The following is a 21,786-nucleotide window of genomic DNA, read 5'->3' on the forward strand; positions in this document are numbered from 1 at the left end:
ATGAGTATGCAGAATTCCTCTTTTTCACCCATGCCCGCCGATTCCGGCGGGGCGCCTGTTTGCAGGCGCTGCGGCACCTGCTGCCTGCTGGGCGGGCCGACCCTGATGCTGAGCGACGCCGCATTGCTGGTGTCCGGCACCTTGACCCTTGAAGCTCTGGTGTGCCTGCGCGCCGGGGAGTGGGCACGGGACGACGCGCGCAAGGCATTGCGGCCACTGGAAGGGGAACGTATCAAGATTGCCGGGCCCGGCGGCAGGGTGCACCCCTGGCGCTGCCGCTATTATCGTGAAAGCGCGGGCTGCGGCATCTATGAACAGCGTCCTGCGCAATGCACGGCCCTGTTCTGCATGGACACCGGGCCGCTGGAAATGCTGCTTGCCAAGGCCTCGCACCTTGGGCGCTATGCGGCTCTGAACGCGCTGGCCAACGGGATCCCCGGATTTTCCACCCTGAGTGCTGCCAGCAGGGCATTGCTGCCTGACCTTGTGAGTGCGCATGAAGAGCAGGTTTCTGTGCGGGCGGTGCTTGAACTGGCCGACAGGCTGGGATTTTTTCCGCAGCAGGCGCAAGGCCTGACGGTGGAGCGTTGTGCGGAGCAAGGCCCGCTGGAGGGCAGCGAACGGGAAGCCGCCGTGGCGGAACTGGGCGAAGCCGCCCGCTTGGACGCCGCTTTTCGCGACCTTTGCGTGGAGCGCGCAGGCGTACCCCGCGCCATGTTACCCTTTTTGTTCGGTAGGTCGGTCAAGGATCTGCTGGCAGAGGTAGGCCTCAAGCCTGTTTCGGGCGGTTAGCCCCGCGCGGGCGAGTTGCCTCTGCGTGGCGGCCCTGCCCCTTTTGCGGGCAGAAAGGCGCTGGGCGTTTGCCCCCGCCTGCGGTTGACAGAACAGGCCTCCGTACCTAACCTTTGATGAAAGTAAAAAAATCACGCCCCCCGGCGGGCAATGAAGGAAGCAACATGCCATTGTGCAGCATTGAAGAGGCCATTGCCGACATCCGGCAGGGCAAAATGATTATTCTGGTAGATGACGAAGGCCGCGAAAACGAAGGCGACCTCACCATGGCCGCCGAGCATGTGACTTCGGAAGCCATCAATTTTATGGCCAAGTTCGGCAGGGGGCTCATCTGCCTGCCTATGGCTCCCGAAATCATTGACCGCTTGCAATTGCCCCTGATGACCCAGCGCAACGGCTCGCGCTTTGGCACCAACTTCACCATTTCCATTGAAGCCCGCGAGGGCGTGACCACGGGCATTTCCGCCGCCGACCGCGCCACGACCATTCTGGCTGCCGTGGCAGACAATGTGCGGCCTGACGACATCGTCACCCCTGGCCACATCTTCCCCCTGCGGGCCAAGGCTGGCGGCGTGCTTTCGCGCGCCGGGCAGACCGAAGGCGGCGTTGACCTTTCCCGTCTGGCCGGGCTCAAGCCTGCGTCTGTCATCTGCGAAATCATGCGCGACGACGGCACCATGGCACGTATGCCCGACCTTGAAATTTTTGCCGAAGAGCATGGCCTCAAGATCGCCGCGGTCAAGGATCTCATCCGTTACCGCCTTGACCGGGGTCAGGTTTCCGTGCGCCGCGTGGCGCAGGCCCACCTGCCCACGCGTTTTGGCGAATTCTCGGTCATTGCCTATGAAAGCGAAAATGAACCCGGCACGCATCTGGCTCTTGTGAAGGGCGACCTTTCCACGCCGGAGCCGGTGCTGACGCGCATCCACAGCGAATGCCTCACGGGCGATGCCCTGGGTTCACTGCGTTGCGATTGCGGCGGCCAGTTGGGCGCTGCCCTGCGCCAGATTGAAAAAGAAGGACGCGGCGCGCTGCTCTACATGCGTCAGGAAGGGCGCGGCATCGGCCTCGCCAACAAGATCAAGGCCTACGCCTTGCAGGATGAAGGCTACGACACGGTCGAAGCCAACCGCAAGCTGGGCTTCCCCCCGGATTTGCGCGACTACGGCACTGGCGCGCAGATGCTGGTTGACCTGGGCATCCACAAGATCCGTCTGCTGACCAATAACCCCAAAAAGATTGTGGGGCTTTCCGGTTACGGCATCGAGATCGTGGAGCGGGTATCCATTGAAATGGAAGCCTGCCCGGAGAATGAAAACTATCTGCGTACCAAGAAGGAAAAGATGGCGCACATGCTTTCATGCTCGTGCCTCCATTAGATATGTCGCGCCGCCCCTTGGGGCGGCGCTTGTCTTTTTGCAGGGATTGAAGCCACAGGCGCGCCGTTGAGCCGCCGTTCTTGAATAGTTGCAAAACAGGGAGCGACGCTATGGGCTTGGGTGAAATGCTGAAAACCCAGTTGGGTTTGCTGTGGAAGTTTCTTGGATTTTTTCAGCCCCCGGTGCTGCGTTTTTTGCACGCGCTGGTGGTCTGCCTGATAATGGTGCAGGTGCTGACGCAACTTTTTGGCCTTGGCACTGTCCACATGATTCTGGGCCTTGTGTTGTGCGTGCTGGGATTTGGGCTTGTGGCATGTGGGCTTGGCATGCGGGGGCCGCGCCACTACTTTCCCTATCTGTGGGGTGACATGGATCAGCTTGGCAGGGACGTTGCGGCCATACGCAGCGGCAAGCTGATTATCACGCCGCGCCCCAAGGGGCTTGCCTGTGTTGTGCAGGGGCTTGGCATGGGTGCCTTGAGCATGGCCCTGCTCACTGGTCTGTGGTGGTTCCGCTCATGGCAGATGGGTGATGTGTCGCACACTGCGGCAAGCCTGCACAGCATCTTTGTATGGCTTTTGATGGCCTATGCCGTTGGGCATGGTGGCATGGCGCTGGGGCATTTTTTCTTTTGGAAGCAGGCCGCGGCAAAAAAGCCTCAGGCAAGCTAGCAAAATCTGTCCGTTCGGGCATATCCGCTGGTATCTGCCGTTGACGGCAGCTATTGGCAGCGGTAATTTTTTTGTGGCGGCGCGCGCTGCGCCGCCACATCCTCACAATCGCCTGATTCCGGCATGTCTGCCTGGCAATGGGCCGTCCTTTTCACGTCTCCTCTCTGGTTGAGTTTTGCGATCCGTTGGGAGAACACGGAATATCTTTTTTCATGACAGCCGCAGAATTTTTTTTATGTTTTCCTTCCCGCCAGACGGCAGGGAACTTTGTGCGCACTGCGTCTTCACAATACCGCGTATAAGGCTTAACTGTTTAAAACGATTTGAATTGCAATGATGCAGATCGCATTGCCCCGGCATGGGTGCAACGACAGTAGGCAAGCTTTTTTGCGAGAATGTCAGACTGTGATACCAAAGTTTTTTGGCTCGTGCCCTTTGCAAACTTGTCAAACAACGCTATACGACTTCATTCTCGTAAAAAAGTTGACCGACTGTTCAAACAACCGTATGGGAATCCAAATCTGTCAGGCCCGCGCAAGGGGCGCGAGGTCTGTGCCTTACCATAAAGACGTTCATGACGGACTTTTAAGGAGGCCTTATGGCAAGCCAGGCGTTGATTAAGGATTTTGAAGACATGATCGGCAAGGAAAACGTGTTCAGTTCCGAAGCCGACCGCATGAGCTATTCGTATGATTCTGCGGTGCTGCCGCCAGTCATGCCTTCTTTGGTGGTGCGCCCCACTACCAAGGAGCAGCTCGGCCAGTGTGTGAAAAAACTGTATGACAACGGTATCCCCATGACCGTGCGCGGCGCGGGAACCAACCTTTCCGGCGGCACCATCCCGGACAAGTCCGAGACTGTGGTTATTCTGACCACCGGCCTTAACCGCATCATTGAAATCAATTCTGACGACCTCTACGCTGTGGTGGAACCGGGCGTCATTACTGCTGAATTTGCGGCTACCGTTGCCAAGAAAAATCTTTTCTACCCCCCCGATCCGGGTTCCCAGGCAGTGTCCACCCTTGCGGGCAACATTGCTGAAAACGCTGGCGGCCTGCGCGGCCTCAAGTACGGTGTTACCAAGGATTACCTCATGGGCATCGAATTTTTCGACGCCACGGGCGAAGTGGTCAAATCCGGTTCGCGCACGGTCAAGTGCGTTACCGGTTACAACCTCGCCGGCATGATGGTGCAGTCTGAAGGCACGCTGGGCATTATTTCTGAAGCCATTCTCAAGCTCGTGCCGCCGCCCAAGGCCTCCAAGGCCCTGATGGCAGTGTTCTCTGACGTGCAGGACGCCGCCGACGCCGTGGCTGGCATCATTGCCGCCCACGTTGTGCCCTGTACTCTCGAATTCCTCGACAATAACACCATCGTGCGTGTTGACGACTTCACCAAGGCTGGTCTGCCGCGCGAAGCGGGCGCCATCCTGCTCATCGAAGTGGACGGCCACCCCGCCCAGGTTGCTGACGATGCCGAAGCCGTTGAAAAGGTGCTGAAGGCCAATCACGCCACCGCGGTGCACGTGCCCAAGGACGCCGCCGAAAAGTTCAAGCTGTGGGAAGCCCGCCGCATGGCCCTGCCCGTGCTGGCCCGCGCCCGTCCCACCACCGTGCTTGAAGACGCCACCGTGCCGCGTTCGCAGATCCCTGCCATGGTCAAGGCCGTCAACGACATCGCAGCCAAGTATCGCCTTGAAGTGGGCACCTTTGGTCACGCTGGCGATGGCAACCTGCACCCCACATTCTTGTGCGACAAGCGCGACGCCGACGAATTCAAGCGCGTGGAAGAAGCCATCGACGAAATGTTCGATACGGCTATCAAGCTGAAGGGTACGCTCTCCGGCGAACACGGCATCGGCACCGCCAAGTCCAAGTGGATGGAAAAGGAAACCTCACGCGGCACCATTCTGTTCTCGCAGCGGCTGCGCCGGGCTCTTGACCCCAAGGGACTGCTTAACTCCACCAAGCTGGTGGGCATCTAGGCAGTTCGCTCCGGCATTGCAGAGGCGGGGTCTTTTGGCCCCCGTCTTTTCCGGGGGCTGCCCGCCCAGTGCGGGCGCTACCGGGCAAGAGCTAAAATTCAACCGCTCCAGGAGCGTTTCATGAGTACTATGCACGAACTGGCCCAGCGCCTTATGGCCCTGGACGACAGGATCACTGCCTGCATGAAATGCGGCATGTGCCAGGCCGTGTGCCCCATGTTCGGCGCCACCGGTATGGAAGCTGACGTGGCTCGCGGCAAGCTGGCCCTTATTGACAACCTGGCCCATGAGATGATTCAGGACCCTGCGGCTGTGGCCGAAAAACTGGGCCGCTGCCTTTTGTGCGGTTCCTGTCAGGCGTCCTGCCCGCCCGGCGTCCAGATTATGGACGTCTTCATGGAAGCCCGTGAAATCGTAAACGAGTTCATCGGCCTGCACCCGGTCAAGAAGATGATCTTCCGTTCGCTTCTGACCAAGCCTGGCCTCTTCAACTTCGCCATGCGCGTTGGCGCGCCCATGCAGGGCCTGATCTTTGGCTCGAGCAACGACGCGCAGGGTACCGTGTGTGCGCCTCTGCTCAACTTCATGCTGGGCGACCGCCACATCCACCCCCTGGCAAAAACGCCTCTGCACGCCCGCTACGGCGCGCTTGACGAGCCTCGCCGCGCTGGCGGGCTCAAGGTGGCGTTCTTCCCCGGTTGCGTGGGCGACAAAATGTACACAGATATGGCAGAAGCCTGCCTGAAGGTGCTGCGTTATCACAACGTGGCCGTGTTCATGCCCAAAAATCTCACCTGCTGTGGTATTCCGGCGCTTTCGTCCGGTGATGCCAAGGGCATGGTGGAGCAGATGCGCGTGAACGTCGAAGCCCTCAAAAACGGCGACTTCGACTATATCCTCAGCCCCTGCGGTTCCTGCACCTCCACGGTCAAGGAACTGTGGCCCCGCTACGCGCACCGTCTGGGTTCTGCCGAAAAGCACAAGATTGAAGAACTGGCCGCCAAGGCCATGGACATCAATGCCTTCCTGGTGGATGTGCTCAAGGTGCAGCCCGCCGAGCAGGCTCTGGAAAACGCCGTCAGCGTGACCTACCACGATTCTTGCCACCTCAAGAAGTCGCTTGGCGTTGTCAGCCAGCCCCGTTCCGTTGTTGCGGCCAACCCGGCCTACAAGATTACGGAGATGGCCGAAGCTGACCGCTGCTGTGGCTGCGGCGGGTCGTTCAACCTCTTCCACTACGACTATTCGCGCAAGATCGGCCAGCGCAAGCGCAACAATGTGGTGGCTTCCGGAGCCAAGATTGTGGCCGCCGGCTGCCCTGCCTGCATGATGCAGCTTGAGGACGTGCTCTCGCACAACCATGACTCCGTGCGCGTCAAGCACACTGTGGAGTTGTACGCTGAAAGCCTGAAGTAACATGTGAGCGCGGCGGGGGACTGTGGTTCCTCCGCCGCGTTTATCAACCCGGCGGTTATTCTGCCAGAATGCCCATCTGAAGAAGAGCCGTGGGGGTTTGTTTCGGAAGCTATGGGCGTGTTACGCCGTTCGCAGGAATATGAGCGCAAACAATGGCAGCGGGTGAATCCGGCCCTCTGCACACTACTTTTCGCGGCGAAGCTGCATGGTTCAAGAACCCGGCGTGTTTTGAAAAAGGAGTTGTTTATGACACATCAGGAATTGGTAGAAGCCTTTTCCGCCAAGGCTGCGGCTGTTAACGCCGTAGTGCAGGAAGTGCCCAACATGGCAGCCGCCTTGCAGTATGTTGTGGACGTTTGCGCCAACAAGGCTCCCGCAGAGCTTTTGGCTGACGAACCCGGCACGGAACAAGGCCCCCTTGGCCCCAATAAGGTTCCCACGCGCGTGCAGCGTGTGGTGGCAGCGCCGCAGCTTGGCGACGCCGACTTTGCCGCGCTGGCAGCTGCCTGTGAAGAAAAAGGTTTTCTGTGCATTCGTGAAGGGCTGCGCAACTATCTTGCCGGTATTGACGTGGGCGTTTCCACTGCCGAGCTTGGCGTTGCCGCCAGCGGCACCTGCCTGCTCAATACCGACAGCGAAGACGTGCGCCTTACGGGCATGATCTCGGAAGTTTCCGTGCTAATGCTGCGCAAGTCCACCATCTATCCCGATCTGCCCTCCATAGCCCAGTTGCTGCGCGAGCGCATGAACGAAGGTACTGCCACGTACACCACCCTGGTGACTGGCCCCAGCCGTACCGCCGACATTGAACGCGTGGCTGCCGTGGGCGTGCATGGGCCGCTGGAACTGCATATCATTCTGCTGGAGGACTAACCCATGCATGACGCCCTCAAGAGCTCATCGGGATATCATAAGGAACTGGACGAAGCCCTGAACGACGAATTTCTGCGTCGCACGCTTGATACCTTTGCCGTGGCCTACCGCGCCAACCGCGAAGCCGTGTTCAAGGAAGTGGACGAGAAAGCGCTGATCAAGCAGATCGCCGACGCCAAGGACTACGCCTGTCAGCACATGGACGAACTGTACGCTCAGTTCAAGGCCGAAGCTGAAAAGCGCGGCGTGCACGTGCACCGTGCCGCCACCGCTGCCGAAGCCAACGACATGATCGTTCGTATCGCCAAAGAAAACAAAGTGAAGAAGGTGGTCAAGTCCAAGTCCATGACCGCCGAAGAAATCGGCCTGAACACCGCGCTGGAAGGCAATGGCCTGATCGTGGACGAAACCGACCTTGGCGAATGGATCATCCAGCTGCGCCACGAAGGTCCTTCGCACATGGTTATGCCCGCCATCCACCTTTCGCGTTATCAGGTGGCGGACGACTTCACCAAGGCCACCGGCGTCAAGCAGGATTCTGACGTGCAGCGTCTGGTCAAGGTGGCCCGCGTGCAGTTGCGCCGCAAGTTCATCGCCGCCGACATGGGCGTGAGCGGCTGTAACTTTGCCGTGGCCGAAAACGGCGCGATCTCCACCGTGACCAACGAAGGCAACGCCCGCATGGTTACGACCCTCCCGCGTGTGCACGTTGCCATTGCTGGTCTGGACAAGCTCGTTGCCAAGCTGGACGATGCCCTGGTGGCCCTTCAGGTGCTGCCCCGCAACGCCACCGCCCAGCGCCTTACCTCCTATGTTACCTGGATGTGCGGCGCAGGCCCCTGCGCAGCCAATGCCGATGATAAAAAGATCCTGCACGTTATCTTCCTCGATAACGGCCGTACCGAAATCGCCAAGGATCCCCTGTTCTCGCAGGTGTTCCGCTGCGTGCGCTGCGGCGCTTGCGCCAACGTCTGCCCCGTGTACCGCCTCGTGGGCGGCCACAAGATGGGCTACATCTATATTGGCGCCATCGGCCTGATCCTTACCTACTTCTTCCACGGCAAGGATCGTGCGCGGATTCTCAGCCAGAACTGCATGGGTTGCGAATCGTGCGCCAATGTGTGCGCTGGCGGCATCGACCTGCCGCGTCTTATCCGCGAAGTGCGCTCGCGCCTCAACGTGGAACAGGGCGCGCCCATCGAAGCCAACCTGCTTTCCGCTGTGATGAAGAACCGCAAGCTGTTCCACAAGCTGCTCAAGTTCGCCAGCTTCGCCCAGAAGCCCTTCACTCGTGGGGCGCAGTTCCAGCGCCATCTGCCTGCCGTCTTCCTTGGCAAGCACAACTTCAAGGCTCTGCCCGCCATTGCCAACAAGTCCTTCCGCGACCGTTGGCCCGAACTGGCCCCCAAGGTGCAGAACCCCACCTATCGTGTGGCTATCTTCGCTGGCTGCGCCCAGGACTTCATCTACCCCGAAGAACTGGAAGCCTGCGTGAAGATTCTGGCCGCCAAGAACGTGGCCGTGGACTTCCCCATGGAACAGTCCTGCTGCGGCTTGCCCCTCGAAATGATGGGCCAGCGCAAAACCTCCATGGATGTGGCCAAGCAGAACATTGCGGCCTTCCGTGGCGGCAACTACGACTACATCATCACGCTGTGCGCCAGCTGCGCCGGTCATCTTACGCACCACTATCCTGAAATTCTCGACAATGATTTCTCGACTGTGGAAGCTCAGGCCTTTGCGGCCAAGATCATCGACTTCAGCTCCTTCGTGCATGACGTGCTGGGCCTCAAGGCCGAGGACTTCAACAAGTCTGCGCAGAAGGTCACCTACCACGCCGCTTGCCATCTGTGCCGTGGCCTGGGCGTCAAAAAGGCCCCTCGCGACCTTATTGGCGATGCGGCTGAATACGTGCCTTGCGAGGAAGAAGAAGTGTGCTGCGGCTTTGGCGGCAGCTACTCTGTGAAGTTCCCCGAAATCTCCGCCCAGCTGCTGGACAAGAAGATCGCCAACATGAAGGCCACTGGCGCTGACCGCCTGGTGGTGGACTGCCCCGGCTGCGTCATGCAGATCCGTGGTGGTGCTGAAAAGCAGGGCCTCAAGATCAAGGTCGATCATATTGCCGAGCTTCTGGCTGAAAACCTGAAAAAGTAATCCAACGAAACATCTTCCTGCGGATTGAAAGCCAAGGCTCTTCATCCGCAGGAAAGTTGAGGGAAGGTGCGGTTCTCCACTGTGGGGAGGGCCGCACCTATATCTTTTTCAAATTTCCGTGTTGAGCTGCTTGGGAAGATGAGGTTCTGCGCGCCGTACGTTTTGGCCTTTCACGCCCTGCGGCGCCAGCGTGGGCATTATCTGCACCGTGCTGTGATGCTTAATCCTGGCGTGTTCTAGAATGCTGGCGGCAGAGTCGTAGCTCATATGTTGCAAAGGCCGCTCAGCAGTGCTGGGCGGCCTTTGCGCATAGATCGGGCTGGCGGTCTGGTGGATTGTCTGGATAACCCTTTGTAGAATCCTGTTCTTCTAATGACTGCGTTGTTTACCTGGGAGTTGCTTCCAGTACCAGTTGCTCACAAGCGTATTGTCACGTGACGCCCACTCTCCGCATGATTCAAAATAGTCCAGCACGCTCTGTTCCTTGGGGCTGAGTTCAAGCCCGGAGCGTGCCATCTGGCGCATGCGGATAAAGATCACCAGACATTCAAAAAGCGAAAACAGATCGTCAGTCTCCAGGGCATCCTGGTTCAGGTATTTTGTAAATTCCTGATAAAAGGGGTTGTGCTCGTCAACTATGGCATCATAATCCGTGCTGAATTCCTTGAGTGACATAATGCCTGAAAGAAAGTGTTTTTCGAAGGGGCACTCATGACCCTGTCCTGCTTTGGCACAGAGGCGCTGCATAAGTTCTAAATGATCTGAAAGCGGCATAGCTTGGCTCCTGAGACAAAATGTTCTGCTTGGAGATAGCTTATCTTCTATAAACATTCAAATTAAGCAGGCGAAAAAAAGCCCGCTCTTGTTCCGGGCAGGCTGTGATTATAAGCAGTGTTAAAAGGCCGAGTTTGAAACTAAAATTATTTAAGCAGTCTACTTATTATGCTCTTTGAACTGTAAAAAAGTTTTTTTGATTTTTTTGCTAAAAGTAAAGGTTGCTTTTTGCAATTAGGCTAGCGCTGGTTGCGCCGTGGTTGCAGATACTGCGGCTGAAAAAGTAGGCGGTACTGCTTCACTGTGGACAGCCGCTGAGGGGCTGTTACTTCGCCTTCGATAGACAGCGCCTTGTCGGAAAGCCCGAAGGGTTGAAGCTGTCCGGGCGGAACATCCATGTGCGAGAGTCTCTCGCCGCTGACATTGAACACCGGAAGGCTGCTTGAAGAAGAACCAGCCATAAGAACAGCGGTGGCATTGGCCGAAGGCGAGACGTTTTTTCCAGCGGCCGAGCGCTGTGAGGTGGCGTTGAGCAGGCTTGGCATGGAGACTTCGGCCCTACGCAGCACATCAATAAAGTCGTTGCCGGTGCGCCCAACAAAGGTCACAAGCGAAGAGCCGTCGCCGTACACAAGCAGGCTGACGGGCATGGTGCCGCCGTGTATGCCAAAGTAGGCAGGGCGCGCGCCAGCTGGCATGACCACCCAGCCTTGTTGTTCTGGCAAACCCTGGCTGTCTGTGCTCCAGGCGGTTGCGGGGATAAGGGCAGTCAGTAAAAAACAGAACAAATAAAGTGTGTTCCGCATATTATCCTGTTCCGGATAGGGAAATTTGCATGTTACGGTATGATTCTACCGCCATGTCACACCCTTTAGTGAGGCGCGCGGCAATTGTCAAGGAGACTGTGAAGGCGCATGTAATATGCCTTTACAAGCCTACCCGGGGCGGCGCTTTTTGGATTTTGGCGCAGGCTGCGTAGTTGGCTCTGGCGCTGCCTTTTGCGGCTGCGGCGTAAGGTCGGGCGGCGGTGGAATCTGGGGCAGATTCTGGGCATTGCCAAGGTAGTGCAGAAAAAAATCACCCAGGGATTCCGTCATGCGTCTGTGGATTGCCCCGCGTGTTTCTTCCGTGACCGAGCGGCACAGTTCAGGCAACTCCATGGCCAGAGATTCGGGGCATGGAGCCATGAGCGCGCCCGTGTCGGCCTGCGGCAGGCTCAGCCAGCGAGGTTTTTTATCCATAAGTTCAAATATGCGCCGCGCATGCAGGGCTGGGTTGTTCAGGCTGTCATTGGGCGCGGCCATAATCAACAGCGGCGGGTAGAACCAGTGGAACGACTGGCGCGAAAACAGCATGCCAAAACCGGGCGCCACCGCCGCGATGGCGTGAATGCGCGTGTCGGCGAGGCTGCGTGTGAGCGGCAGGTTTTTGCACAGCGATTCCATGCGTTCGCGAGCCCAGGTATTGCAATACATGTCGTTTGGAGCAGTGCGCGAGCAATAGCTGGCCCAGCCCTCGCAGTCGGGCAGTGCACCGCCCAGCAGCAGAGCCGCCGCGCCGCCAACGCCAAAGCCGATTACTCCGATGCGCGAAGCGTCAATACTGGGCTCCACTTCGGGATCATGCAGGAGCAGGTCAATGCTGCCAGAAAGTTCGTGCGCACGGTTTTCAAGCTGCTGCCAGGTCAACAGGTTGTCCATGTTGTCCATGTTGTCGCCAGGGTGATTGGGGGCAGCCACCACAAATCCCAGCGATGCCAGCCAGGCGGCGGTATCATGGTAGGAAAAACGCGTTCCTGCGGTATCGTGCGAGAGCAGAAGCAGGGGAAAACGCCCGTCCACAGCCTTGCCTGCGCGGGAGGCGGAAATCTCCCACGGAGCATAGTTGAGATCACGCGGCGGGCGGGATGATGGATACCACACATTCACATCCAGGCGCAGGCCTGTTTCCGGCGACCACTGTCCAAGCGTTCTGAAGCCGACCATATAGGTGTCGGCAGCATTGGCGGCAGGAGCGAACAGGAGCAGGGCAAGGACAGCTATGGTGGTGAGTACGCGCATGGCTGTGTTGTGCCACAAGCGGCCTTGGGGTACAAGAGCAGACCGAAGGCGCGGCAATGCGCCCGATGAGGGAGATCAGCCTTTATGGAACTACTGAGCAGCTTTGTCAGTTTTATTCTGCACATAGACGTGCATTTGTTTGAGCTTGCCGATCAGTACGGGCTGTGGCTTTACGCCATACTGTTCGTCATTGTTTTTTGCGAAACAGGCCTTGTGGTAACCCCCTTCCTGCCAGGCGATTCCCTGCTGTTTGCCTCCGGTGTGGTGGCCGGGGCCGGGCTGTTGGGCTATGGCGAAGTGATGGGCGTACTGCTGGCGGCGGGCATACTGGGCGATGCGGTGAATTATTTGATAGGGCGGCATGTGGGCCCGGCCATCTTTTCGCGCGAGAACCGCCTTATCAAAAAGTCCCACCTGCTCAAGGCGCACGACTTTTACGAGAGGCACGGCGGCAAGGCTATTGTGCTGGCCCGCTTTGTGCCCATTGTCCGTACCTTTGCGCCCTTTGTGGCGGGCATTGCCCTGATGCATCCGCCCACGTTTTTTCTGTTCAACATCACGGGCTGCGTACTCTGGGTGGGCGGGCTGGTTTCCGCCGGGTACTTCCTCGGTAACCTGGAATGGGCGCGGCAGAACTTCAGCCTGATTGTTTACGGCATCATCATTGTTTCCGTGCTACCCGTTGTTATTGAAGTAGCGCGCTCCAAGTTTGGGAAGGGCAAGGATTAGGCCCTACAGCACCACACGCAGGCGTCCGCCTTCCATATGCGCCTCCCTGTTGATGCACAGGGGGGCGTCTTCATTATGGTGGGAGACAAAAATCATCTGGATGCCCTGCAAGGCAAGCTGATCCAGCAAATGCAGGTACTGGGCGCGGCTTGGCGCATCCAGGCCGGAGCAGGGTTCATCCAGCAGCAGGATATCCGGCCCGCCCACCAAAGCGCGCGCCAGGAACAGGCGGCGCAACTGACCCGTGGACAGATGGCGGATGGATTGCCGCCCAAGCTGCTTCAACCCCGCGGCGCTTTCATTGGGGAACATCTGGGCCATGTGGCTTGCGGCCTCGGCCCGCTCGGCATCAGAAAAACGGCGGTATACGCCTATGCTGTTGTCAAAACCCGTGCAGACCATATCAAGCGCATTGAGGGAATAGCCGTACAGAGCCTGCGAAAGATCTGACACAAGGCGCACGCCTTTGCGCAGGGCTTCAAGGGTATCTACCTGCCCACCCTGACCGGGCAGCCAGCGGTCAAATCTGCCCCCGGCGGCAACAAATTCATCCCCAGCCAGCAGGCGCAGCAAGGTGGATTTGCCCGAGCCGTTGGCCCCGGTGATGCGCCAGTTTTCGCCCTGATGCATGCACCAGCTGATGTTGTGCAGCACTTCCTGCCGATCAATGAATACGGTGACGTTATCCAGATCAAGCATGGCGTGCCCGCCGTTGAGCACGTGCTCCGCAACGCCAGAGGCATTGTCGTTCTGCTGCATCTTCGGCGCTTCTTCGCTGGCCTCAGACGCAGGCGGCGCTGTGAGCAGACGGCCATTACGCACATAACGGCGGCCAGCGCACCAGTCGGGAATATTGGCGGCGCGGTGCGCCGTCATCACAACCGTGCAGCGGCTGGCGTACTCACCGAGGGTCTCAAAGAAAAGCTGGCGATAACGTTCGTCAAGGCCTTCATCGCACTCGTCAAGCAGCAGCAGAGTGGGGGCGCGCAGCAGGGCGCGTCCGAGCAACAAAAGGCGCAGCTGCCCCTGCGAAAATGTGGGTACAGTGCGTTCAAGCAGGCCTTCGGCGTCAAGGCGCGCGGCCATGTCTTCCACAGCCTGCCGCCTGTAAGCCGTGCTGTCGGCATAGACCAGGGGGGTATCTTCAAAGCCTGTGAGCAGCAGGTCGCGGCCTGTGAGATCCCAGGCCTGCCGCTGATAGTTTTCCTGCTGCGCAGGAGAGACAAGGCTTGTCATGCCCCTGCCCGCCAGTGGGGAGTCTTCCGGGCCGTCAGGCCCGTGCCACTGGATGCGCCCTTGGGCGGGCCACAGCTCGCCGCGCATGAGCCGCAGCAGGGTGGACTTGCCCGAGCCATTGGGGCCAATGAGTGCGCAGTGCTCGCCGCGCCGCACCTGCCAGTTGATGTTGTGCAGCACATGCTTCTGGCTGGCGTCACCGGGCAGGAAAAGACTTACGTCATCAATGGATACAATAAGTTCGGACATACGTGATCCGTGGTGTCAAAGGCATGCGCCGTTTTACAGGGGCAGCACAATCCGCTGGCCCCGATTAAAAATGGTGTACTCGGCAAAGCCGAAGGCGCGCGCGTAGGAGGCCAGCCGGGCAAAGCCGTAGCCCACGTCATCGGTGCCGTGCGCATCTGAGGCAAAACTCACGGGCAGGCCCATTTGCGCGGCCATAAGCATGATGGGCGGCGCGGGGTAAATTTCGCGGCAGGCCTTGCGCAGACCAGCGGAAGATATCTCCATGCTCATGCCCATGCGTTGCAGGGCCGCAAGGCCGCGCTGCACCAGCGCCATGCTTTCCGGCTTTGCCAGCCAGATGTGAAACTGCTCCACAGAGAAAATCTTGATGAGGTCAGGGTGCGCTGCAATGTTGAAGAGGCCGGATAGGATCATGCGTTCCCAGGCTTCAAAATAGGCCTGGTACTGCTTGTCGCATTCTTCCTGCGAAAAGGCTTTCCACGGCTCAGCGCCATCGTCAAAGCCCCAGTGACCGATAAAATGCACGCTCCCCAGCAGGTAATCAAAGTCAAAGGCGGCGCAGGAGGCGCGGGTGTAGTCCTCCTGCCCTTCAAGCCAGTCCATCTCCATGCCGAACAAAACGTGGCAGGGGCCATTGGGGTTGGCGGCCTTGAGGGCGCAAACCTCGCGCACGTAGTCCGGCAGATGGCGGGTCAGTTGCTCGCGGTATTCGTGGGTGTAGTCAAATCCCACGGGCCGGGGCGAGTGCTCGGTAAAGCCCATGTATTCAAGCCCCTTGGCCTGGGCGGCAGCGTACATTTCTGCCGGAGTGTTGCCGCCGTGAGAATACTTGGTGTGCGTGTGCAGGTCTGCGAGAATCATGCTGATCTTCCTGAATATGCCCGGGCCGCGCCTTTGGCCCGCCGGAGAATGACATTCCGGCCCCTGAAAGGGGATGTTGCCGATATAAAAGGGCCTGCCGTGGCGGCGCAGGGGGCGGCAGGTCTGGTGCTGGTGTGAACTCTGGTTTGAGTATGACCGCGAACTGCAGGTCTGGCAAGCGGGGGGCCAAGGGGCAGGCGGAATTGCGGTCTTTTTTGGGGATGGGCCATGAAAAAAGGGAGCCTCCAGCGGAGACCCCCTTTCATCAGATGCCGGGCTGCAATCAGCCTGCGATTCTTTTGACTATTTCCTGTCCGGCCTTGCGCCCCGCGCCCATGGCCAGAATGACCGTGGCTGCGCCGGTGACGATGTCGCCGCCCGCAAAGACGTTGGGAATGGAGGTTTCGCCAGTGGCCTCATCGGCCTCGATGTAGCCCCACTTGTTCAGCTTGAGCTCAGGGGTAGCCTCGAGGAGGATGGGGTTGGAACGGGTGCCCAGAGCCACAATGGCAAGGTCGGTGGGCAGGTCGTATTCCGAGCCTTCCACCGGCACAGGCCTGCGGCGGCCAGAAGCATCGGGCTCGCCCAGTTCCATACGCTGCAGGGTTACGGACTGAAGGCGCATTTCCGCATCGCCGTTGAAGCGCAGCGGAGCGGAAAGCATGGCAAACTGCACGCCTTCTTCCTCCGCATGCTCTAGTTCTTCCAGGCGGGCGGGCATTTCGGCCCTTGTGCGACGATAGACCACATGCACGCTTTCCGCGCCCATGCGCAGGGCTGTGCGCGCCGCGTCCATGGCCACGTTGCCCGCGCCGAACACGGTAACGTGCTTGCCGGGGTAGGCCGGAGTGTCCTGCGAGGGGAAGTTGTAGGCGCGGCCAAGGTTGACGCGGGTGAGGTATTCGTTAGCGGAGAACACGCCCACCAGATTTTCGCCGGGAACGCCCAAAAAGACGGGCAGACCAGCGCCAACGCCAATGAAAATGGCGTCGTATTCCTTGCGCAGGTCGTCAATATCAATGGTACGGCCACCCACGGAATTGAGGTGAAAGTCCACACCGGCCTGACGCAGGCCGTTGATTTCCGTGGCTACCACATTCTTGGGCAGACGGAAGGCGGGGATGCCGTAAATAAGCACGCCGCCGGGCTCGTGCAGGGCTTCAAACACATCGACCTTGATGCCTGAGGTGGCGCACACGCCAGCACAGGTCAGGGACGAAGGGCCGGAGCCGATGCAGGCCACCTTTTTTGCACCCAGGGGCAGGGCGCAGGCATTGGTGCCGGTCACCTGCTCACAGGCTGTAGTGGCGATATACGTGTCTGCCACAAAGCGCTCAAGGCGACCAATGGCCACGGGCTGACCCTTGGCCTTGAGTACGCACTTGCCTTCGCACTGGTGCTCCTGGGGGCACACGCGCCCGCACACGGCGGGGAGGCTGTTGGTGGTCTTGATGATGCGGTAGGCGGCGTCCATGTTGCCTTCGGCAACCTGATGGATAAAGTCGCGGATTGGCACTTCAACAGGGCAGCCCGAGACGCACAGGGGCTTTTTGCACTGAAGGCAGCGGCTGGCCTCGGTCTGAGCCATTTCCTTGGTGTAGCCAAGGGCGACTTCTTCAAAATTGGCGCGGCGCACTTTTGCGGGCTGGCAGGGCATGTCCACACGGGGAGCCACGGTCTTTTTGGGTTTGCTATTCTCCATGGCTGACTCTCCGGTATTCTTCAATGGAAATGGTTTCCTGCTCCCGGTAGGCGGCCAGGCGGCGGCGCAGTTCGGGAAAATCCACTTCGTGACCGTCAAATTCGGGGCCGTCCACACAGGCGAACTTGGTTTTGCCGCCTACGGTGACGCGGCAGGCGCCGCACATGCCGATGCCGTCAACCATGATGGGGTTGAGGCTGACCGTGGTCTTGACGCCAAAGGGGCGCGTGGTTTCCGCCACGGCGGCCATCATGGGCACGGGGCCGACCGCCACGACTTCAAATACGTCCTTGTCTTTTTCCAGCCGGTCGCGCAGAAGCTCGGTAACAAGGCCCTTGTGGCCGTAGCTGCCATCGTCCGTGGAAACAAGCAGTTCATCCACAAAGGATTTGAGCTCGTTTTCAAAGAGCAGCAGATCTTTGCTGCGAGCGCCGATAACGCCCACTACCTTGTTGCCGATGCGGGCATGGCCCTTGGCGATGTGGTGCATGGCGGCAATACCGGTGCCGCCGCCCACGCATACGACCGTACCGCGTTTTTCAATATGGGTGGGGTGGCCCAGGGGGCCGCAGACGTCAAGAATGGCATCTCCAACGCCGAGCGCTTCAAGCATGGCGGTACTCTTGCCCATAACCAGATACACTATGGTAATGGTGCCGTTTTCCCGGTCAGTATCTGCAATGGTCAGCGGAATGCGCTCGCCCTGTTCGCTCATGCGCAGCATGACGAAGTGGCCGGGGCGCGCTTTTTGCGCGATTTGCGGCGCGTGGAGCACCAGTTTGCTGGTTTTGCCCGGGATCAGGCTTTCCTTGTGCAATATAGGTGTTGGCATAGGTTCTCCTCGTCAGGCATCTGAGTTGCTGCATGGTAGCTGCGATCGAAATTACTTGCAAGTAACAGTTTTATCGTATCTCTTTTACATGACTGATATAATTTGTTCTCCGTTTTTACTTTGCGCTTGCGGGCATGCAATGGGCCTTTTTTTTAGACGTAGCCTAAAGATCTGGCCTAATGTTCCGATAAAAATCTTGACGAGTGGGGAAGGGGAGAAGGTACAAAACCAAACAAGGAGGCGGACAGGGCCAACCCCTTTGCAAGGAAGCAAGTGATCCATTCATGGAGGAATGGTCATGTCGCAACACATCGGTGACGTTTTCCAGTTGGGAGCCTCGCCGCCTGAATTGGCCGATGACCCATCACACAATCGTGATCTGAGGCTGGTTGAGCGGTATCTTGCAGTTCTGGAAGAAAACAAAAAGGCATGCCGCTCGGCTTTGACTGACGCGGATATGGCTTTGGACATGGCGGGTTTTGTGCGGCGGCAGCTGCGCAGACCTGCCCAGATGCCCAGGATGTCTCCGGCCTTGCTGGCCCTGGCTCTTGTGAGGCGCGTTCCTGACGCGCCCGAACAATAAACCGGACGGACTTCTACGTTGAATTCCGGCCCGGATGCAGAACGACCATGCGTTCTCAATGCATCATTAACGGGGCATTGCAGAACACAAACCACTAGCATCACTTTTCCGTGACATGATAGGGGGCATGGCAGTCCGCAATCCATGACGAATTCTCCACTCATAGAGAGGCGGGGGCGTGGGGCCTCTGCCTCTCGCGTTTTATGCGCCGCAAATATCTTCAGTCAGTGATGGCCCGCCTCTCGTGCTGTCGTGCAGCGGCAGCACCGAAAAGATTGAGCCGGTCGCGGCTTTTGCCGGGCCGATAGCGAAATCTTTTCGTGCCTTTAGCCGAGGTGACCCTCGGCGCATTGCGCCTGTAGCGGGGGCGTGGGGCCTCTGCCTCTCGCGTTTTATGCGCCGCAACTATCTTCAGTCAGCGATGGCCCGCCTCTCGTGCTGTCGTGCAGCGGCAGCACCGAAAAGTTTGAGCCGGTCGCGGCTTTGCCGCGCCGAGAGCGAATGCTTTTCGTGCCTTTAGCCGAGGTGACCCTCGGCGTATTGCGTTAGTAGCGGGGGCGTGGGGCCTCTGCCTCTCGCGTTTTATGCGCCGCAAATATCTTCAGTCAGTGATGGCCCGCCTCTCGTGCTGTCGTGCAGCGGCAGCACCGAAAAGATTGAGCCGGTCGCGGCTTTTGCCGGGCCGATAGCGAAATCTTTTCGTGCCTTTAGCCGAGGTGACCCTCGGCGCATTGCGTTAGTAGCGGGGGCGTGGGGCCTCTGCCTCTCGCGTTTTTATTGCGGCTTTCAGTGTCTGCCCCGCCAGAGAAAACGGCCCCTTCCGGGGCCGTTCTGATACGTCGGCAACCGCCCAGAGCGTTTGCTGCATGTGTGCTTGCTGCTAGGGATAGAATCCCGTGGGCTTTTCCGAGAGGTTGATGAGGATGTTTTTTTGCTGGGTGTAATGCTCAAGAATGATCTTGTGCGTTTCACGCCCGATGCCCGACTCCTTGTGCCCGCCAAAGGGCGCGCCCGCCGGAATGCTGTTGTAGGTATTCACCCACATGCGGCCTGTTTCAATGGCGCGGCTTATGCGCATGGCCCTGTTGATGTCGCGTGTCCATACCGCGCCGCCCAGACCGTAGGGGCTGTCGTTGGCCATGGCCACAACTTCCTCTTCTGTCCTGAACTTGATGATGACCGCCACGGGGCCGAAAATTTCGTCCTGCGCCACACGCATGTTGTTGGTGACGTTGCCGAGCAGCGTAGGACGCATGAAGCAGCCCTTGGCAAGCTCGCCATCCGTGATGCGCTCGCCGCCGCAGAGTACGGTGGCGCCCTCCGCCTTGGCCTGTTCAATGCAAAGCTGAATGGCCTTGAGGTGCGATTCGTAAATCTGCGAGCCCATCTGGGTTGCAGGATCCCACGGCAGGCCAACCTTGACGCGGTTGAAGCGTTCCACGGCTTCTGCCACAAACTGGTCGTAAATGTCCTCATGCACAAACACGCGCGACCCGGCGCAGCATACCTGCCCCTGGTTGAACAGAATGCCCATTTGCAGGCCGTCCATGGCCAGATCCCACTGACAATCGGGAAAATAGATGTTGGCCGATTTGCCGCCCAGCTCAAGGGTGGAGGGAATGAGGCGTTTTGCCGCTGCAAGGCCAACCTGACGGCCAACTTCGGTAGACCCAGTGAAGGCCAGCTTGCGGAAGCCAGGATGTTCGAGCATGAACTGGCCAGAGCGGGAGCCGCGCCCGGTGATGACGTTGAACACGCCCTTGGGCAGCACGTCTGCAATGAGCCGCGCCAGTTCCAGCACGGAAAGGGACGTGTGGTTGGAAGGCTTGAACACGGTGCAGCACCCGGCGGCAAGCACGGGGGCCAGCTTCCAGGCGGCCATGAGGAAGGGGAAGTTCCACGGCACAATCTGGCCCACAACGCCGATGGGCTCACGGAGCACCAGGGACATGGTGTTTTCGTCCAGCATGACGGCGGTGCCTTCATCGGCGCGCACCACCCCGGCAAAGTAGCGGAAGTGGTCGGCGGCAAAGGGAACGTCCACATTCATGGTTTCCCGGATGGGCTTGCCGTTGTCCAGAGTTTCCACCATGGCAAGGTGTTCTTTGTTGGCGTCAATAATGTCTGCAATTTTCAGCAGCATATTGGCCCGTTCAATGGGGTCGATCTTTTTCCAGCCGTCCCAGGCCTTGTTGGCAGCCGCCACAGCTGCGTCCACGTCTTCCTTGGTGGCTTCGGCGCATGTTGCCAGGCGCTCGCCATTGGCAGGGCAGAACGTTTCAAACGTGCCGCCGTCAGAGGCCTGTTTCCACTGGCCGTCGATGAATAGGGAGTACGAATCCTGAAGGTCCGGTTTGTTCATGAATCACTCCTTTTTTTAAAACCATGATTGTCTAAAAAGACAATAGGGGAGATATATGGATTGCAAATCCATATTGAATAGTAGATTTTTGTTCATATTGACATGATTTAATACATATTGTGAAAAAAAATACAATCTAAAATTATATTTATATAATCAGTCAACACTACAAAATCTGCTTGTTGCGTAGTAAATAAAGCAATGCAGGCTTATTTTGCAAATGTGTCACGCTATTATTGCGTAGCAGGATGGCTTGATCAAAAAAGATATGGGATTCAGGCAGGATGTGTGAAAGCACCCTGCCTGAATCCCATATTAATGGCGGTATGTCGGAATGAAATCAGCTTTTTGCTGTGCGGTAGCCGTGCGAAAAGTCGGCGGCATACAGGCGTGAGGGCGCGCCCTCGCGGCTCTCTGCGGGCAGCACAAGAAAGACTGTCTGCCGGGTGAGGTTGTGGCGGGTTATGCACTGGGCCAGTTCGCCCAGCGTTGTCCAGTGCAGCTGCTCCTCGGGCCAGCTGACCATATGGGCGCAAAAAATCTGTGTTTCGGGCGGCAGGCTGCGCGAGAGCTCGTCCTGAAGAGCCTGAGCCGATGCTGCGGAGAGGTACACGGCCATGGAGGCCCCATGCTGCGCCAGCAGATGCAGATGTTCGCGCGGCGGCACCGGGGTGCGCCCTTCAAGGCGGCTGATAATGAGGCTCTGGGTTACTTCCGGCACGGTAAAGGTAATGCCCGCCGCAGCCGCAGCCGCACAGGCGGCGGTAACGCCCGGCACCACACGCCAGGGGATGCCGTCCGCATCCAGCAGGGCGGCCTGCTCGCGCAAGGCGCCATACAGGGATGGGTCGCCCGTATGCACACGGGCCACGGCGCGGCCCTCCAGCGCGGTTGCCCGCACCAGCGCATGGCACTGCTCAAGATTCAGCGGGGCGGAATCCACAACCATGGCGTTGGGCGGGGCGCAGGCCACCACCTCGCGCGGCACCAGCGAACCAGCATAGAGCACAAGGGCGGCCTGCTCAATGGCCTTGCGCCCCTTGATGGTCATGAGGTCTGGATCGCCTGGCCCTGCGCCCACAAATGTAACGATGCCGGGCGTAATCGCGGTCTGCTGCGCGTTGTCCAT

The 21,786-nt window shown here is 58.8% G+C and carries 18 protein-coding genes; 9 read left to right on the top strand and 9 right to left on the bottom strand.

Annotated elements, in window-relative coordinates:
* From RDK48_RS08120 to ldhH, 7 genes are all read left to right on the top strand, one after another.
* Window positions 1-792, top strand: coding sequence for a YkgJ family cysteine cluster protein (locus RDK48_RS08120; protein ID WP_298995454.1), 792 nt, complete (start codon window positions 1-3; stop codon window positions 790-792).
* Between the two features lie 164 nt (window positions 793-956).
* Window positions 957-2,171 carry a bifunctional 3,4-dihydroxy-2-butanone-4-phosphate synthase/GTP cyclohydrolase II gene (locus tag RDK48_RS08125; RefSeq protein ID WP_298995457.1) on the top strand — a complete coding sequence of 405 codons (1,215 nt, stop codon included), beginning with the start codon at window positions 957-959 and terminating at the stop codon, window positions 2,169-2,171.
* 110 nt (window positions 2,172-2,281) lie between these two features.
* A complete protein-coding gene (locus tag RDK48_RS08130; RefSeq protein WP_298995460.1) occupies window positions 2,282-2,842 on the top strand; it encodes a cytochrome b/b6 domain-containing protein in 561 nt (186 codons plus the stop codon).
* A gap of 598 nt (window positions 2,843-3,440) precedes the next feature.
* Entirely contained in the window at window positions 3,441-4,826 is a 1,386-nt protein-coding gene (locus RDK48_RS08135) for an FAD-binding oxidoreductase (protein ID WP_022657748.1), read from the top strand.
* 120 nt (window positions 4,827-4,946) lie between these two features.
* A complete protein-coding gene (locus RDK48_RS08140; RefSeq protein ID WP_298995465.1) occupies window positions 4,947-6,242 on the top strand; it encodes a (Fe-S)-binding protein in 1,296 nt (431 codons plus the stop codon).
* A 246-nt stretch (window positions 6,243-6,488) separates the two neighbouring features.
* Window positions 6,489-7,115: a lactate utilization protein gene (locus RDK48_RS08145; RefSeq protein ID WP_298995468.1), complete on the top strand. Its 627-nt coding sequence runs from the start codon at window positions 6,489-6,491 to the stop codon at window positions 7,113-7,115.
* 3 nt (window positions 7,116-7,118) lie between these two features.
* Window positions 7,119-9,269 (top strand): L-lactate dehydrogenase (quinone) large subunit LdhH, encoded by a 2,151-nt coding sequence (ldhH, locus tag RDK48_RS08150; RefSeq protein ID WP_298995471.1) that lies wholly within the window; start codon window positions 7,119-7,121, stop codon window positions 9,267-9,269.
* Between the two features lie 369 nt (window positions 9,270-9,638).
* Here ldhH and RDK48_RS08155 read toward each other — a convergent pair whose 3' ends face one another.
* From RDK48_RS08155 to RDK48_RS08165, 3 genes are all read right to left on the bottom strand, one after another.
* Window positions 9,639-10,043, bottom strand: a complete 405-nt coding sequence (locus RDK48_RS08155) for a hypothetical protein (RefSeq protein WP_298995474.1) — start codon at window positions 10,041-10,043, stop codon at window positions 9,639-9,641.
* A 239-nt stretch (window positions 10,044-10,282) separates the two neighbouring features.
* The gene (locus RDK48_RS08160) at window positions 10,283-10,849 is read right to left on the bottom strand and encodes a hypothetical protein (protein ID WP_298995476.1); all 567 of its coding nucleotides are present in this window, start codon (window positions 10,847-10,849) and stop codon (window positions 10,283-10,285) included.
* A gap of 129 nt (window positions 10,850-10,978) precedes the next feature.
* A complete protein-coding gene (locus RDK48_RS08165; RefSeq protein ID WP_308587884.1) occupies window positions 10,979-12,103 on the bottom strand; it encodes a dienelactone hydrolase family protein in 1,125 nt (374 codons plus the stop codon).
* An 84-nt stretch (window positions 12,104-12,187) separates the two neighbouring features.
* Here RDK48_RS08165 and RDK48_RS08170 point away from each other — a divergent pair, with 84 nt between their 5' ends.
* The gene (locus RDK48_RS08170; RefSeq protein ID WP_298992166.1) at window positions 12,188-12,832 is read left to right on the top strand and encodes a DedA family protein; all 645 of its coding nucleotides are present in this window, start codon (window positions 12,188-12,190) and stop codon (window positions 12,830-12,832) included.
* 3 nt (window positions 12,833-12,835) lie between these two features.
* Here RDK48_RS08170 and RDK48_RS08175 read toward each other — a convergent pair whose 3' ends face one another.
* The 4 genes from RDK48_RS08175 to RDK48_RS08190 form a co-directional block, all read right to left on the bottom strand.
* Entirely contained in the window at window positions 12,836-14,317 is a 1,482-nt protein-coding gene (locus RDK48_RS08175; protein WP_298992163.1) for an ATP-binding cassette domain-containing protein, read from the bottom strand.
* Window positions 14,318-14,350: 33 nt separating this feature from the next.
* Window positions 14,351-15,178 (bottom strand): histidinol-phosphatase, encoded by an 828-nt coding sequence (locus tag RDK48_RS08180; protein ID WP_298992160.1) that lies wholly within the window; start codon window positions 15,176-15,178, stop codon window positions 14,351-14,353.
* Between the two features lie 283 nt (window positions 15,179-15,461).
* Window positions 15,462-16,880: an NADPH-dependent glutamate synthase gene (gltA, locus tag RDK48_RS08185; protein ID WP_298992158.1), complete on the bottom strand. Its 1,419-nt coding sequence runs from the start codon at window positions 16,878-16,880 to the stop codon at window positions 15,462-15,464.
* Window positions 16,870-17,712: a sulfide/dihydroorotate dehydrogenase-like FAD/NAD-binding protein gene (locus RDK48_RS08190; protein ID WP_022657761.1), complete on the bottom strand. Its 843-nt coding sequence runs from the start codon at window positions 17,710-17,712 to the stop codon at window positions 16,870-16,872. The genes gltA and RDK48_RS08190 overlap by 11 nt, the downstream gene beginning before the upstream one ends.
* Before the next feature lie 298 nt (window positions 17,713-18,010).
* Between RDK48_RS08190 and RDK48_RS08195 the strand changes: the two genes are divergently transcribed.
* A complete protein-coding gene (locus RDK48_RS08195) occupies window positions 18,011-18,295 on the top strand; it encodes a hypothetical protein (protein WP_192112300.1) in 285 nt (94 codons plus the stop codon).
* An 880-nt stretch (window positions 18,296-19,175) separates the two neighbouring features.
* Here the strand turns inward: RDK48_RS08195 and RDK48_RS08200 are convergent.
* Window positions 19,176-20,657 carry an aldehyde dehydrogenase family protein gene (locus tag RDK48_RS08200; protein WP_298992154.1) on the bottom strand — a complete coding sequence of 494 codons (1,482 nt, stop codon included), beginning with the start codon at window positions 20,655-20,657 and terminating at the stop codon, window positions 19,176-19,178.
* A 340-nt stretch (window positions 20,658-20,997) separates the two neighbouring features.
* The gene (cobM, locus tag RDK48_RS08205; protein ID WP_298992151.1) at window positions 20,998-21,786 is read right to left on the bottom strand and encodes a precorrin-4 C(11)-methyltransferase; all 789 of its coding nucleotides are present in this window, start codon (window positions 21,784-21,786) and stop codon (window positions 20,998-21,000) included.

This window comes from uncultured Desulfovibrio sp. (genome assembly GCF_902477725.1).
Classification (GTDB): Bacteria; Desulfobacterota; Desulfovibrionia; order Desulfovibrionales; family Desulfovibrionaceae; genus Desulfovibrio.

What these genes read in the sequence shown, in the direction of transcription:
- RDK48_RS08120 (WP_298995454.1), top strand. Translation starts at nt 1, where the DNA reads ATGAGTATGCAGAATTCCTCTTTTTCACCCATGCCCGCCGATTCCGGC.
- RDK48_RS08125 (WP_298995457.1), top strand. Translation starts at nt 957, where the DNA reads ATGCCATTGTGCAGCATTGAAGAGGCCATTGCCGACATCCGGCAGGGC.
- RDK48_RS08130 (WP_298995460.1), top strand. Translation starts at nt 2,282, where the DNA reads ATGGGCTTGGGTGAAATGCTGAAAACCCAGTTGGGTTTGCTGTGGAAG.
- RDK48_RS08135 (WP_022657748.1), top strand. Translation starts at nt 3,441, where the DNA reads ATGGCAAGCCAGGCGTTGATTAAGGATTTTGAAGACATGATCGGCAAG.
- RDK48_RS08140 (WP_298995465.1), top strand. Translation starts at nt 4,947, where the DNA reads ATGAGTACTATGCACGAACTGGCCCAGCGCCTTATGGCCCTGGACGAC.
- RDK48_RS08145 (WP_298995468.1), top strand. Translation starts at nt 6,489, where the DNA reads ATGACACATCAGGAATTGGTAGAAGCCTTTTCCGCCAAGGCTGCGGCT.
- ldhH (WP_298995471.1), top strand. Translation starts at nt 7,119, where the DNA reads ATGCATGACGCCCTCAAGAGCTCATCGGGATATCATAAGGAACTGGAC.
- RDK48_RS08155 (WP_298995474.1), bottom strand. Translation starts at nt 10,043, where the DNA reads ATGCCGCTTTCAGATCATTTAGAACTTATGCAGCGCCTCTGTGCCAAA.
- RDK48_RS08160 (WP_298995476.1), bottom strand. Translation starts at nt 10,849, where the DNA reads ATGCGGAACACACTTTATTTGTTCTGTTTTTTACTGACTGCCCTTATC.
- RDK48_RS08165 (WP_308587884.1), bottom strand. Translation starts at nt 12,103, where the DNA reads ATGCGCGTACTCACCACCATAGCTGTCCTTGCCCTGCTCCTGTTCGCT.
- RDK48_RS08170 (WP_298992166.1), top strand. Translation starts at nt 12,188, where the DNA reads ATGGAACTACTGAGCAGCTTTGTCAGTTTTATTCTGCACATAGACGTG.
- RDK48_RS08175 (WP_298992163.1), bottom strand. Translation starts at nt 14,317, where the DNA reads ATGTCCGAACTTATTGTATCCATTGATGACGTAAGTCTTTTCCTGCCC.
- RDK48_RS08180 (WP_298992160.1), bottom strand. Translation starts at nt 15,178, where the DNA reads ATGATTCTCGCAGACCTGCACACGCACACCAAGTATTCTCACGGCGGC.
- gltA (WP_298992158.1), bottom strand. Translation starts at nt 16,880, where the DNA reads ATGGAGAATAGCAAACCCAAAAAGACCGTGGCTCCCCGTGTGGACATG.
- RDK48_RS08190 (WP_022657761.1), bottom strand. Translation starts at nt 17,712, where the DNA reads ATGCCAACACCTATATTGCACAAGGAAAGCCTGATCCCGGGCAAAACC.
- RDK48_RS08195 (WP_192112300.1), top strand. Translation starts at nt 18,011, where the DNA reads ATGTCGCAACACATCGGTGACGTTTTCCAGTTGGGAGCCTCGCCGCCT.
- RDK48_RS08200 (WP_298992154.1), bottom strand. Translation starts at nt 20,657, where the DNA reads ATGAACAAACCGGACCTTCAGGATTCGTACTCCCTATTCATCGACGGC.
- cobM (WP_298992151.1), bottom strand. Translation starts at nt 21,786, where the DNA reads ATGGACAACGCGCAGCAGACCGCGATTACGCCCGGCATCGTTACATTT.